General features: G+C 58.5%; 15 protein-coding genes and 1 pseudogene. 12 read left to right on the top strand and 4 right to left on the bottom strand.

Going from position 1 to position 12,175, the window contains the following annotated elements:
* Positions 1-176: 176 nt before the first annotated feature.
* Positions 177-416: a hypothetical protein gene (locus LOY22_RS13845; protein ID WP_258593568.1), complete on the top strand. Its 240-nt coding sequence runs from the start codon at positions 177-179 to the stop codon at positions 414-416.
* A gap of 460 nt (positions 417-876) precedes the next feature.
* On the opposite strand, the pseudogene LOY22_RS13840 reads toward LOY22_RS13845, so the two are convergent.
* Positions 877-1,296 (bottom strand): annotated as a pseudogene (locus LOY22_RS13840) (type II toxin-antitoxin system HicB family antitoxin); the annotation flags it as partial.
* A gap of 67 nt (positions 1,297-1,363) precedes the next feature.
* Positions 1,364-1,546: a type II toxin-antitoxin system HicA family toxin gene (locus LOY22_RS13835; protein WP_045201677.1), complete on the bottom strand. Its 183-nt coding sequence runs from the start codon at positions 1,544-1,546 to the stop codon at positions 1,364-1,366.
* Between the two features lie 121 nt (positions 1,547-1,667).
* Here LOY22_RS13835 and LOY22_RS13830 point away from each other — a divergent pair, with 121 nt between their 5' ends.
* From LOY22_RS13830 to LOY22_RS13815, 4 genes are all read left to right on the top strand, one after another.
* The gene (locus LOY22_RS13830; RefSeq protein WP_258593565.1) at positions 1,668-2,234 is read left to right on the top strand and encodes a hypothetical protein; all 567 of its coding nucleotides are present in this window, start codon (positions 1,668-1,670) and stop codon (positions 2,232-2,234) included.
* A gap of 56 nt (positions 2,235-2,290) precedes the next feature.
* Positions 2,291-2,614 carry a peptidase M48, Ste24p gene (locus LOY22_RS13825; RefSeq protein WP_258593563.1) on the top strand — a complete coding sequence of 108 codons (324 nt, stop codon included), beginning with the start codon at positions 2,291-2,293 and terminating at the stop codon, positions 2,612-2,614.
* A 1-nt stretch (position 2,615) separates the two neighbouring features.
* Positions 2,616-2,879, top strand: a complete 264-nt coding sequence (locus LOY22_RS13820) for a hypothetical protein (RefSeq protein WP_258593561.1) — start codon at positions 2,616-2,618, stop codon at positions 2,877-2,879.
* Positions 2,880-3,186: 307 nt separating this feature from the next.
* The gene (locus LOY22_RS13815) at positions 3,187-4,233 is read left to right on the top strand and encodes a RelA/SpoT domain-containing protein (protein WP_258593559.1); all 1,047 of its coding nucleotides are present in this window, start codon (positions 3,187-3,189) and stop codon (positions 4,231-4,233) included.
* 68 nt (positions 4,234-4,301) lie between these two features.
* Here LOY22_RS13815 and LOY22_RS13810 read toward each other — a convergent pair whose 3' ends face one another.
* Entirely contained in the window at positions 4,302-4,505 is a 204-nt protein-coding gene (locus LOY22_RS13810) for a hypothetical protein (protein ID WP_258593557.1), read from the bottom strand.
* A gap of 75 nt (positions 4,506-4,580) precedes the next feature.
* Between LOY22_RS13810 and LOY22_RS13805 the strand changes: the two genes are divergently transcribed.
* The 4 genes from LOY22_RS13805 to LOY22_RS13790 are packed head-to-tail and all read left to right on the top strand — an operon-like array spanning position 4,581 to position 9,143.
* A complete protein-coding gene (locus LOY22_RS13805; protein ID WP_258593555.1) occupies positions 4,581-5,180 on the top strand; it encodes a hypothetical protein in 600 nt (199 codons plus the stop codon).
* A 3-nt stretch (positions 5,181-5,183) separates the two neighbouring features.
* Positions 5,184-6,671, top strand: coding sequence for a terminase (locus tag LOY22_RS13800; protein WP_258593553.1), 1,488 nt, complete (start codon positions 5,184-5,186; stop codon positions 6,669-6,671).
* 8 nt (positions 6,672-6,679) lie between these two features.
* Entirely contained in the window at positions 6,680-8,101 is a 1,422-nt protein-coding gene (locus LOY22_RS13795) for a DUF4055 domain-containing protein (RefSeq protein ID WP_258593551.1), read from the top strand.
* Positions 8,094-9,143, top strand: coding sequence for a phage head morphogenesis protein (locus LOY22_RS13790; protein WP_258593549.1), 1,050 nt, complete (start codon positions 8,094-8,096; stop codon positions 9,141-9,143). The genes LOY22_RS13795 and LOY22_RS13790 overlap by 8 nt, the downstream gene beginning before the upstream one ends.
* A gap of 3 nt (positions 9,144-9,146) precedes the next feature.
* Here the strand turns inward: LOY22_RS13790 and LOY22_RS13785 are convergent, their stop codons facing one another.
* Positions 9,147-9,698, bottom strand: a complete 552-nt coding sequence (locus LOY22_RS13785) for a hypothetical protein (RefSeq protein WP_258593547.1) — start codon at positions 9,696-9,698, stop codon at positions 9,147-9,149.
* A gap of 126 nt (positions 9,699-9,824) precedes the next feature.
* Here LOY22_RS13785 and LOY22_RS13780 point away from each other — a divergent pair, with 126 nt between their 5' ends.
* From LOY22_RS13780 to LOY22_RS13770, 3 genes are read left to right on the top strand one after another with little or no spacing between them, the layout of a single operon-like run.
* A complete protein-coding gene (locus LOY22_RS13780) occupies positions 9,825-10,544 on the top strand; it encodes a hypothetical protein (protein ID WP_258593545.1) in 720 nt (239 codons plus the stop codon).
* A gap of 11 nt (positions 10,545-10,555) precedes the next feature.
* Positions 10,556-11,500: a major capsid protein gene (locus LOY22_RS13775; protein WP_258593543.1), complete on the top strand. Its 945-nt coding sequence runs from the start codon at positions 10,556-10,558 to the stop codon at positions 11,498-11,500.
* A 48-nt stretch (positions 11,501-11,548) separates the two neighbouring features.
* Positions 11,549-12,142 (top strand): hypothetical protein, encoded by a 594-nt coding sequence (locus LOY22_RS13770; protein WP_258593541.1) that lies wholly within the window; start codon positions 11,549-11,551, stop codon positions 12,140-12,142.
* Positions 12,143-12,175: the final 33 nt, after the last annotated feature.

The following is a 12,175-nucleotide window of genomic DNA, read 5'->3' as shown; positions in this document are numbered from 1 at the left end:
CTCGGCTGCCTGCAGGATCTGCACACGGAGTTAGGGGTCGGCTGCATGGTCATCTACCTCAGTTTAATTTTCTCTGGATTGTAGCGTGTGTGCGCTGCAACTTTTCCAGGGCTGTCCAAATGCAGGCGAAAGACCGGAAAGAACCTCCTGCTCATTCGAAACAAGAGGATCTAACGATGTCGCATACCACCCGCTGCAAAATGACACTCCGCTCCAAAGGGCCTGTTCAGGGCTCGTCGGAATCACTGACGCGCCTGCACTTCGGTGCCGTGTGGTCTGCCAATCCAGCTGAAGAAGACGCGATCTACGGAAAGTACACCCCGTACGGCGAATACGTCGTGAACGTGGCCGCTGATCGCGCCGAGCATTTCGAGGAAGGGAAGGACTACTACTTCGATATCTCACCAGCCACTTAAATTCACTGCAGCCAGGGCAGCCTTCGGGAAGGCCTGGACACTGATAAGCCGGTAGTACAGTGCTACGGAATAACACCGGCAGCCCGCGCACCCATGCCGTGTACGCTTCTTGGGTGGCGCGAGACCGGATCAGCGAGACCGATGCATAAGGGCGTCGGTCTCGCTGATCGTCTTTGGTGGGCGGCGTGGGAAGACACGCAAATTATTCCAAAGCCCAGGCATAGACCTGGGCTGTATCTTTTCGCTAGATCGCCCGAAGGGTGGCATCAGTTATTCCATGGGCACGGCACACGGTCTCATGGTCTGGATTATCCAGGTCGTCTGGAATGGTCAGTTTTCGCTGACTCTGTATCGCGCTCCATGCAATATCGGCAGATGCATTAACGTTCCACTTGAAGTGGAGAACGTTTGGCTTTCCATCCAAGAGGTAGCGAACCTCGTAATCGATGTATTCGGGCAAGGCCTCGACAGAAACCGAAAGGCGTTTGCCGAGGGCAGCCAAAGCCTTCTCGATTGCCTCCATCTTCGATGTGTGCAGGAAGTCGACCAGTCGATCGCCCTGGGTCTGGGCTAGGCCCAGCAGACGGCACAGATCGGCCTTGCGCATATCGCGGGCCATCATCTCATTCCACAGCACGATCTTCGCCACAGTCACCGCTGGCAGTCGCACGACGTACTGACCAGGTGCTGGCTCGGACGCGGCAGGAATGGCGCGACGTTGATCCACGTAGAGCGACAACGCGGTTTCAATCCCGTCCACGGCCTCCCGCAGCGCATCAGCAATATCGTCGCCGGCACTGTTGAGCTCTGGCAGGTCGTCACAAGTAACAGCGACACCTGGGTTTTCGTCTTCGTGAATAGTCACGGGGTAATCAAACATTTCTAGCCCTCCACTCGGCGGCTCTCTGTTGAATGTTTGCGGGTGATGAATGCGAGTGAGCTGGGGCTCATTCAAGCCCCAGCTGTTTGATGATTCCTTTGCGGGTTGGCTCTTTCATTTCCTTTGAGCCGTGGTCCGCAAAGACTGTTTGCTTGCCGTTTGGGGCGGTGACTTTGAAGTGGCTTCCTTTGCCTGCTTCGAAGGTCACCCCTTGGGCCTTCAACCATCGTCTGAACTCGCTGTACTTCATCACCTCGCCTCGTTGTTTGGATGAATCCAGTATACTACGAATTTGTGGTATTACAACGTTTTTGTGGTGCGTATTCCGAACCCAGTTCTTGAGCTGGGCTTTTCTTTCCAGGAGCATAACGATGAGTGACCGGTCGCGGTTTCTGACTGCAGGCAAGCTTTCGAGTACCTCCGGCCAGGTCGATATTGACCTCAAGACAGGTGCATTCACTATCAAGGGCCCGTCCGGAAACACGGTCATCGGCGACCTGGAGAGGGGCGACGTTGTTGCCCGAATCGATGCCGAGTCTGCCGTCGAGCCGTTGTGCCTTGGCGGGGTCACGCTCTACGGTGAGCTGGCCCGCAACCTGCGCGATTTACAGTCGATGCTGGAAGTCCATGGCGCTGGTGAGCTGAAGGTGGTCAAGCCCGGCGGCGAGCCCGGCAAGCCCTTCTTCATCATCGACGGCCAAATGTTCATCAACCAGGCCGAAGTCGACGCTGGCAAGCTCACTGCCGGGTACACCATCAGGACTGAAACTTTGAGCAACGGCCTTGAGGTTATGGCTGGCCTGATCAGTAAGTCCCAGCTGTACGAAGAGATGCGCAAGAACATCGAGAGCATCAGCGCGGATGACGGCCTGGCCTGCGCCGCCCGCCAAGTCATCCGCGAAGAACTGCGACCAGGCGGCATGCTGCACTCCCGCTAACCCTGCTGCACCGTACCCGCCTTGAGCGGGTCTATTTTTCACATGGAGCACCACCTATGGCCGAGCCAACAAGCGCCGCCGCGAGCGTAGTGCTGGGCAAGTACGGGGTGGTGATGGCTGCATTCATCGGCTCGATTCTCTCGCTTGGCTTCCTGAAGGACCTGACCCGCTTCCAGGCGGCAACTGCTGTTGCAACTGGCTTCGGCTTCTCGGTTTACCTGACCCAGCCTGTCACTGCCTGGCTTGCCCCCAAGCTTGAGCTTGCGGTGACCGATGACCTGCTGTGCGGCGTGGCTTTTGTGCTGGGCCTTACAGCCATGAACATCATCCCGGCTATCAAGGCTGCCATGGGGTCGTTCGTCGCGGCGCGAGGTGCCTGATATGAACAGCATCCTGGTTTCAGCGCTGACCGCCCTGGACGTGTTTCTGTGCGTTCTGGTTGTGGTTGCCGCCTGTGACTACCTGCGCAAGGTTCGCCCGGCTGACCAGCCGCTGCTGAGTATCGCTTTCTACCTGGTGGCCATCGGTGGGTTCGGCGCATTCGTCACCGCCCTGCAGGGGCACTGGGTAAACCCCTTCGGCGCGATGCTCCACGCTGGAGTGGTTGCCTACGCCTGGGCCCGGCGCGGCCATGTGTTCGGCTGATCCGCGCCACAAATTCAAGGTGCGCCGTTTCGTGGCGCGATCATGGAGATGCGCATATGGGTCAGCTTCCTGACAGACTGGCGCCTTCGTTATGTTCGGCTTGGCGTGTGCTAGAGCCGGGCGGGCGGTGATCGAGGCGCTGATATGGGGTTTCTCGCATTTCCGAGTGGTGCTTGCGTGAGTAAATGTCACCCGCTCCGCTTCGCGCGCTCTCGATGAATCAGGGCATCAACGAGTGCCGACCGTTTTTAACAGCGCGTTCGCCAGGATAATTGTTGGTTTGAGGATTAAATGCTAGGAGGTTAAAGTGGCCATTACGACGATATCAAAGGATGGATTGCGGATGGCTGCATATGGGGATCCAAAAAAATATAGCAAAGGTGCGGTCAGTAGGGCGGGAGCTACCTTGTCAAAGGGGCAAGGCACCGCAGAAGACCGAGAGATCGTCAACAATTGGCGAAACTCTCACGCATACATCCTAAACACCTTCCAGGCTAATCTGCGCGATTATATGAGGCGCCACGGAGGCATGAACATCACATTCGCGCAGCGCTTAAAGCGGTTGAACACAATTCTGGACAAGCTTTCGACCGGTCGCGCGAATGATCTTGCCACCATGCACGACTTGGCAGGGTGCAGGCTGATTTTTGATTCAATTGAAGAAATTCAAGAGTTTAGAGCATCATTTCACAAGACAAGAGCTAGGCATGTGCGTGATGACCAGGACAGATACGATTACATAGCGCGCCCCAAGACGACTGGCTATCGTGGTATCCATGAGGTCTATAAGTATGCGAGTCAATCTATCGGTGGACAGATATACAGCGGATTGAAGATCGAAATTCAATACAGGACCCGAACTCAGCACGCATGGGCAACCGCAGTGGAAATTAGCGATCTTCTGGACGGGGCAAGAATTAAGTTTGATCAAAATGCAAACCCGAGGAGGGAGCGTCTGTTCGTTCTGGCGAGCGAATACTTGGCGAGAACGAGGGAGAATCAAAAAGGTGCCTTCCCCGATGTCAACGATGCAGATCTCTGCAGAGAGATGCGGGAATTGGAGGGGGAATTGGGGGTCATTCACACTCTCGACATGGCGCGCAGAAGCGCAACAGAGATCCCTCAGAGAAAGCATGTGGTTCTCCACTTCCATGAGGGAGAATTGCTTGCTCAGGGGTTTGCGAGCGGCCCGAAAGCCATGGCTTATCGCGACGGTATTGAAAAACAATATCCAGTCGATGACGTCGTATATGTGACGGCACAATCCACTGGCGCTATCGCTGACGCGTTCCGAAATTACTTTCGGGACGCTGAAGACTTCGTAGAGTCGATAAGGCCTGCATTGATGGTGTGACAAGCACGCTGATAATTGATTGGGGTACGGCGGGTAAGTGTGCCGCAGGTGAGTGCGGCACTAAGTGCTTACTCTACCGCGAGTGCCGCCTCGATCAAGTCAGCGTACTCAGAAAGCTTTCGCATTTCGGATTCAAGCTGTCCATTAGCGGCCATAGCCGGTGCGCGGGCGGCGATCACTTCCAACGCCGCAGCAACGGCATATTTGCGATGAACTTCCTTGGCGTTTCTACCGAAAGACGCTTCGACGATGTTTTTGCTGATGTCAGACATGCAACTCTCCTTCCGTTGGGGTAAGTCCCATCAATACCGGCAACCCGCCACTATTTCAAGACTCAGAGAGTGACCATGACAAGTAAGCAACCCGACTGGGAGGCGATCGAACGAGCCTACCGGGCTGGGGCGCTTTCCATCAGAACCATCGCTGAGCGCCAGGGCGTGAGCGACACCGCAATCAGGAAGAAGGCCAAGGCCCTGGACTGGGTTCGTGACCTTTCCGACCAGGTGCGTAAAGAGGTTCGCAGCAAGCTGGTTCGCGGCGAGGTTCGCAACGATCAAGGCGCGAACCGCGAACTCGATACCGAAATCATCGAAGAGGCCGCAGAGGAGGGCGCGCAGGTAGTTCGCAGCCATCGCCGCGACATCCGCAAGGCCACCAACCTTGCGAACCTGCTGATGGATGATCTGCTGACCACCATCCAGCGCCGGGAGGAAATTGAGGAGGCAATCGACGAAGAGACCGCCGAGGACAGCAACGGCATGCGCCGCGCCTCGATGCTTGCCGCGGTGGCCCTCCCAAGTAACTCCAAGACCCTGTTTCAGCTGTCAGCTGCAATGAAGAACCTCCAGGTGCTCGAGCGCCAGGCATTCGGCCTGGATGAGAAGGAGAAGACGGACGAAGCGGACGAACTGTCCAAGCTAATGGATGAACTATCGAAGGAAGCCTGACCCATGAAGCCCGAGCACCTGAAACTGCTCCGGGACCGGTTCTGGCGGCTGAACAACCTGTACTTCATCACCGACAAGCAGGGGAAGAAGGTCCGCTTCCGCATGACGCAGGAGCAGGTCGATTACTTCCAGGGGATGCACACTCGCAACATCATCCTGAAGGCCCGTCAGCTTGGGTTCACTACCCTGGTCTGCATCGTCCAGTTGGATGCAGCGCTGTTCGAGGCGGCAAAGTGCGCGCTGATCGCCCACACCTTGAACGACGCCAAGCGCCTGTTCCGGGAGAAGGTTAAGTACGCCTATGACCACCTGCCCAAGGAGATCAAGGCGGCCAACCCGGCACGCAACGACGCCGCGGGCGAATTGGTGTTCAGCAAGGGCGGATCGCTCTACGTCTCCACTTCGTTCCGGGGCGGCACGCTGCGTTACCTGCATGTTTCCGAGTTCGGGAAGATCTGCGCCAAGTTTCCGCACAAGGCGCGGGAGATCGTCACCGGTGCGTTTGAGGCCGTGGCCGCTGAATGCTTCGTCACCATCGAATCAACGGCTGAAGGTCGGGCCGGGTACTTCTTCGATTACAGCCAGTCTGCCGAGAAGCAGCAGCTGGCCGGCGTGCCCCTAGGCTTGCTGGACTGGAAGTTCTTCTTCTTCAGCTGGTGGCGCAACCCTCTGTACTGGCTTGACCCCACCGACGTCACGATCCCAGATCGCCTGACCAAGTATTTCGACGAACTGAGCGCCAAGCACGGCATCGTCACCAACCCAGGCCAGCGCGCCTGGTACAGCGCCAAGGAAAAGACCCTCGGCGACGACATGAAGCGTGAGTACCCGTCGATCCCTGCTGAAGCATTCCAGCAGACGATCGAGGGCGCCTACTACGCCAAGCAGTTCACCAAGCTCTACGCTGCCCAGCGCATCGGCAAGCTGCCAGACAACAGCCACCTGCCGGTGCACACCTTCTGGGACATCGGCGTGGGCGACTCGACCGCGATCTGGTTTGTCCGGATCGTTGGCGAGGAATATCACGTAGTCGACTTCTACCAGAACAGCGGCGAAGGCCTGCGGCACTACATGAAGGTGCTCAAGGACCGCGGCTACGAGTACGGCGAGCACTGGGGGCCGCACGACATCGACAACCGGGAATTTGGTAGCGATGGCAAGACTCGGCGAGAACTCGCACGAGAGGGCTACGAGATCGACGGCCAGGTGTATCGGATGACCTTCCAGGTGGTGCCAAAGCTTGGGATTGACGAAGGGATCGAGCAGGCCCGAGAGATTCTGCCCAACTGCGCCTTTGACGAAGCCAAGTGCGAGGAAGGGATCACCGCCCTGGAGAGCTACCGCAAGGAGTGGGACGACAAGCGCGGGTGCTGGAAGGACAAGCCCCTGCACGACTGGTCTTCCCACCCGGCCGACGCCTTCCGCTACTTCGCTGTGTCCAAGACCAAGCGCTCCGTGGTCAAGCACGTTCCAATCTCGTTCACTTTCTGAGGCCTCACATGCCGAACTTCCAACCCCGGGCAGAGTACTCGGAGGCCTTGCCCGGCTGGCAGCTGGTCAAGCGCTGCGTGGCAGGCGCCCGCGAGGTGCGCAAGCACGATATCTACCTACCGATGCCTGATCCCGAGAACAAATCTCCCGAGAACCAGGCTCGGTACAAGCAGTACAAGAAGCGGGCGATGTTCCTGAACATCACCGGGCGCACACGCACCGGCCTGCTGGGTGCGGTGTTCCGCAAGACTGCTGAGCTGCAGCTGCCCACCGGCGTCGAGTACCTGAAGGAAAACGCCAGCGGCGACGGCACGAGCCTCGAGCAGCTTTCCAAGGATGCCGTGGGCGAATGCCTGGACGCCGGTCGGGGCGGGTTCCTAGTGGACTTCCCGGCGGTTGAGGGCGTGTCCTCGATGGCTGACATGCAGGGCCGTAGCGCGCTGATTCACCACTATGGCGCCGAGTCGATCATCGACTGGGATGAGCAGGTTGTTGATGGCGTGAAGCGCCTGGTCTATGTCTGCTTGCTGGAGTGCGTGTCCGTGTTCAGCCCGGACAGCCTGGAGCGCACAACGAGCACCCAATATCGTGTGCTGCTGCTGGTTGATGGCCGCTACGTCCAGCGCGTCTACGCCGAAGACGGCAACAACTACAGTGAGGTCGCGCCGCTCGACAAGAACGGCCGACCCTTCGATCACATTCTGTTCAGCTTCTACGGCGCCCAGAACAACGACGCCAGCGTCGACCGGTCACCGCTTGAGGATCTGGCCGACGTGAACATCCTGCATTACGGCAACAGCGCCACGGTGGAGGAGAGCGGGTTCATCAGCAGTCAACCGACGCTGTTCATCACGACCGATATCACGGCCGACGAGTTCGCCAAGGTGAACCCGAGCGGCATGCATATCGGCTCGACGCGGGGCTACAACCTCGGCAAGTCTGGTACCGCCACCCTGGTCCAGGCGACGGAGAGCCAGCTGGCTCGCACGCTGCTGAAGGACAAGGAAGAGCAGATGCTGATGATCGGCGCCCGCATCGTCCAGAAGGCGGGCGGCGCCGAGACGGCTGAGGCGGTGCGAATCCGCTACAGCTCGGACAACAGCGTGCTGGGCACCATCGCTGGCAACGTGTCCGAGGCCCTGAAGCGGGCCATCCTCGATGCCGAGCGCTTCATGATGGGCGAGCCGGACGAGGAGGGTACTGTCTTCTGGCTCAACCAGTCGTTCTTCGATGAGTCGATGACAGCGCAGGACATCCTGGCTCAGGTCCAACTTTGGCAGCAGGGCTTGATCGCCAAATCCGACTTGCGCACTAACCTGCGCCAGGGTGGCGTGCTGGAGGCCGACCGCACTGACGAGCTGATCGACGAGGAGCTGGCCCAGCAGCCGCCGGTGACCGGCAACGACACCGGAGATGGCGGCAATGAGTAGTGACGGCTACCTGTCTGACGCAGCGACTCGCCACCAGGTGCACGTGCAGCGCTACGCCGGGGGAAGCCTCAAGCGGCTGGCCAAGTTCATCACAAAGGCCATCAGCACCGCCAAATCGCGCGTATCAGATGGATTGAGCCGCTACGGCACCCAACGGTACGAGAAGCAGATCCAAGAGCTACAGGGCGAGTTGGCGGGCGTGTACGGCGAGATGAAGCAGCAGGCTGTGCTCGACCTGACCGAATTCGGCGGCTACGAGGCTGAGTTCAACATGACCCTGTTGGGCAAGGTCGTGAAGGCGGTCATCCAACTTAACAGGCCCAGCATCGAGCAGGTCGCAGCCGCAGCGCTAGCCGATCCCCTCGATCTGGAGGTAGGCAAGGGCCGGCAGCACATCAGCATCAATGGTGCGCTCGACCAGTACGGTACCAAGAAGAGCGCCGAGATCATCAGCGAGATTCGCATGGGATCGGCACTGGGCGAGACGTCCGGGCAGATCAGTCGCCGGCTGACGTCACTGGGCGTCCAGCAGCGCGATCAGGCTCAGGCCCTGGTCAACACCATGACCAACCATATCGCCAGCACAGCGCGCGTGGAGGTGCTCAAGGACAACGACGACATCCTCAAGGGGATGCGCCGGGTTGCCACCCTGGACAGCCGAACCACGCTGTTCTGCATGAGCATCGACCAGACGGTCATCCCGCTGGATGGGCCGAAGCCGCCCTATCACTGGCGGTGCCGGACCACGATCATTCCAGTACTGAAAGACGAGTTCGCCCGGGAGATCCCAGGCTCGACTCGGCCTTCGATCGGTCCGGATGGCGTCGAGCAGGTCAGCGGCAAGACCAGCTACGGCGAATGGCTGGCACGGCAACCTGCTTCGTTCCAGCGTGATGTGCTCGGCCCGGCCCGCTACGACCTGTTCAGCAAGGGCGAGCTGACCATCGACCGCTTCGTCGATGACGTCGGCCGGACCCTGACCCTCAAAGAACTGCGCGAGCGTGAGCCTCTGGCTTTTGAGCGCGCCGAGGCCAAGTATTGATAGTCAAAGTATGTTCAGGTGTCTGCGTAAGGTTATCCAAAAATTGCTCACGCCTAGTTTGGATATTGCGGCGTCGCTAGTTTTGTACTTATCGACCGGGTCCTCTTTGTCGTCAGGCCATGAGGCAAACGCATGGATTATGACTGCCGACACGTCGTGGATAGGACCATTACCTTTTCGATCCGAGTAATACCCTGGAGAGACATTTTCTAAGGGGGACAGTGCTAAGTAAAACTGGTGGCGCCAGTGTTCTTCGTGACCTTCGCACTCGTGAAGAACAACCGGGTTCTTAATTTTCTGCTTGGCGTCTTTGTACTGTTCAATCAATCGTGCGGAAGTCAGCCACGCCAGACGATCGGCCACTGGGGCTTTGTTGGCCGTGCCCTCAGGCCCAACAAGCGCCTGATAAGCCCGTTCCAATGTGCGAACTGCATAGGCCGCCATTCGTTCATCTGATCTTTCGAGCGCGCTTGTTCTGATTGTGACAAATGCAGCAACTGCGGCGGCTGAGCCCGAAAATGCCGCGATGAAGTTTGCATAGTCTCCTGCTGTCATTACTCACCCTCCGTTCAGAATTTGAGCGTGATCATCCCTGATCCACGACTCAAAGCAACATGCCGCGCCCTAAATTCCAAATCACATATGCAGGCAGGGCCTGCCCAACGTCTCTGGGAGACAGCAATGACCTTGAAATTCCAATTGGACAGCCTCGAAGGCGTCGACGAATCCATCCAGGCCCTCTACGTCGAGAAGGACGGCAAGTTCGTGCTTGGCATCGACGGGCTCCCGCAACAGGAAGACGTCACCGGCCTGAAAGCCAAGGTGGACGAGCTGCTCGGCGAGAAGAAGGCGGCCGAGAAGGCACGCAAAGAGGCCGAAGAAACCGCTCGGCTCGAGCGCGAAGAAGCTGCTCGCAAGTCGGGCAACGTCGAGGAGCTCGAAAAGTCTTGGTCCGAGAAGTACGCACGTCGCGAAGCAGAGCTGACCAGCCAACTCGAGAGCACCAACAGCACCCTGCAAGGCCAGATCCGGGATCTGACCGTGGGCCGCACCGCTACCGAGATCGCGACCACGCTGGCCATCCCAGGCAGCGCCAAGGCATTGCTTCCCCACATCGAACGCCGGCTGAGCGTCGAGCAGCGCGACGGTAAACCCACCGTTGTCGTGCTGGACGCGGCCGGCAAGCTCTCGGCGGCAACGCTTGACGAGCTGAAAGCAGAATTCACCAACGATCCGGCCTTTGGCCCGCTGATCGCTGGCAGCAAGGCATCAGGCGGCGGGGCCGGTGGTGCTGGAAAGGGCGGCGGGGCCGCACTTAAACGTTCCGAAATGAGCTCTGTCCAGAAGCGCGAGTTTATTGATGCGCATGGGCAGGACGCCTACCTGAAATTGCCCAAATAATGGAGTAACCCATGCCAACTACCGTCAACTCGGACATGATCATTTACAACGATCTTGCCCAAACCGCTTATCTGGAGCGTCTGCAGGACGTACTGGAAGTGTTCAACGCCTCGTCGGGCGGTGCATTAATTCTGCGCAACGAAATGATCGAGGGCGATCTGCGTAAGCGTTCGCTCTACAAGATCGGTGGCACGTTGGGTCACCGTAACGTCAACTCCGACGCCGTTGTCGCCGGCATCAAGATTGGTGCTGATGAAGCGGTCGGCGTAAAAACCCCATGGAAGTACGGCCCGTACGAAACTTCAGAGGAAGCGTTCAAGCGTCGTGCTCGAAGCCCGGAAGAGTTCTCAATGCTGGTTGGTCAAGACATGGCCGACGCAGCCTTGGACTACTACATTCAGACTGCCTTCGCATCCCTCGGCGCTGCTATTGGCGCAAACGCCAATATGGTTGCCAGCGGGTCCTTCGCAGTCGATCACAAGAAAGTGCTGACCAAGGGCATGCGCAAGTTCGGTGATCGCTTCAACCGCATCGCGCTCTTTGCCATGGACTCCGCTACCTACTTCGACCTGGTCGACGACGCCATTGACCAGAAAATCTACGAAGAGGCGGGCGTGGTCATCTACGGCGGCTCGCCTGGCACCATGGGCAAACCGGTCCTCGTCTCCGACAAAGTTACCGAAGAGCGCATCTTTGGTCTGCAGGTGGGTGCAGTTTCGGTAACTGAGTCCCAGGCTCCGGGTGTGCGCTCTTATCCAGTAAACAATCAGGAAAACTTGGCGATCGGCTATCGCGCGGAAGGCGCTTTCAACGTCGACATCATGGGGTATTCCTGGAAGGACACTGCGGGCGTTAACCCGAATCTCGCGGCCCTGGGGGCCGGTGCGAACTGGCGCAAGCATGCGACAAGCGACAAGGCTACTGCCGGCGTCCTCATCGACCTGTCCGCGCCTTAATCGGCAACTGCAAAGGCGGGTCAAGTAGGCCTGCCTTGGAGGCAATCCATGGAATTGATTTACACAACCCAGCGTGACGACTTCGAGCCTGGCCGGAATTATCGTAATCCACGACATTTTGACCAAGCCGAGCCTGGTGTCGAGTCGGTCGTGGTGATCGGGGACTGGCCGAAGGTGGTCAACTCCTATGAAAAGGCGGGCGCCGACGTATCCGTCATCGATATGCCGACGCGCGTGGCTATCGTCGATGTCTCGGACTCTGCGGAGCTCAAGCGTCTGGCCTACGAGCTGGCATCCATCGGCGTTATTGTCGAGTCGTTCGCTGAGCAGAGCCTGGAGCGTCCAGAGGGCGAGCTGGGCGAAACCGCGTCCCGCCTGTTTCTAGTGCTCGAAGCGGTCAATGCCGGCGTATCGAGCCTGCAGCGCGAGCGTGACGGTGAAGTTGAGAAGGTCAGCCTGCTGCAGAAGCAAGTGGACGACTTGCTGGCCCGGGCCTCTAAGCACGACGCAGAAACCGATGAAGGCCGCGAAGCCAATGAAGTTGCTGATCTGAAGGCGCGTCTCGACGCTGTCGGCATTACCTATCGCGCCAACGCCTCGAAAGAGTTGCTCCAGAAACTGGTCGACGACCTGCCCAAGTAAAAACGGGGCTGCGGCCCCACTCATTCAAGCGGA

The sequence above is a fragment of the Pseudomonas sp. B21-035 genome (genome assembly GCF_024748945.1).
Lineage (GTDB): Bacteria > Pseudomonadota > Gammaproteobacteria > Pseudomonadales > Pseudomonadaceae > Aquipseudomonas.
This window is presented reverse-complemented; position numbering and strand designations above follow the sequence as displayed.

Coding starts and splice junctions, on each gene's coding strand:
- LOY22_RS13845 (WP_258593568.1), top strand. CDS start 177: ATGTCGCATACCACCCGCTGCAAAATGACACTCCGCTCCAAAGGGCCT.
- LOY22_RS13835 (WP_045201677.1), bottom strand. CDS start 1,546: ATGAAGTACAGCGAGTTCAGACGATGGTTGAAGGCCCAAGGGGTGACC.
- LOY22_RS13830 (WP_258593565.1), top strand. CDS start 1,668: ATGAGTGACCGGTCGCGGTTTCTGACTGCAGGCAAGCTTTCGAGTACC.
- LOY22_RS13825 (WP_258593563.1), top strand. CDS start 2,291: ATGGCCGAGCCAACAAGCGCCGCCGCGAGCGTAGTGCTGGGCAAGTAC.
- LOY22_RS13820 (WP_258593561.1), top strand. CDS start 2,616: ATGAACAGCATCCTGGTTTCAGCGCTGACCGCCCTGGACGTGTTTCTG.
- LOY22_RS13810 (WP_258593557.1), bottom strand. CDS start 4,505: ATGTCTGACATCAGCAAAAACATCGTCGAAGCGTCTTTCGGTAGAAAC.
- LOY22_RS13805 (WP_258593555.1), top strand. CDS start 4,581: ATGACAAGTAAGCAACCCGACTGGGAGGCGATCGAACGAGCCTACCGG.
- LOY22_RS13800 (WP_258593553.1), top strand. CDS start 5,184: ATGAAGCCCGAGCACCTGAAACTGCTCCGGGACCGGTTCTGGCGGCTG.
- LOY22_RS13795 (WP_258593551.1), top strand. CDS start 6,680: ATGCCGAACTTCCAACCCCGGGCAGAGTACTCGGAGGCCTTGCCCGGC.
- LOY22_RS13790 (WP_258593549.1), top strand. CDS start 8,094: ATGAGTAGTGACGGCTACCTGTCTGACGCAGCGACTCGCCACCAGGTG.
- LOY22_RS13785 (WP_258593547.1), bottom strand. CDS start 9,698: ATGACAGCAGGAGACTATGCAAACTTCATCGCGGCATTTTCGGGCTCA.
- LOY22_RS13780 (WP_258593545.1), top strand. CDS start 9,825: ATGACCTTGAAATTCCAATTGGACAGCCTCGAAGGCGTCGACGAATCC.
- LOY22_RS13775 (WP_258593543.1), top strand. CDS start 10,556: ATGCCAACTACCGTCAACTCGGACATGATCATTTACAACGATCTTGCC.
- LOY22_RS13770 (WP_258593541.1), top strand. CDS start 11,549: ATGGAATTGATTTACACAACCCAGCGTGACGACTTCGAGCCTGGCCGG.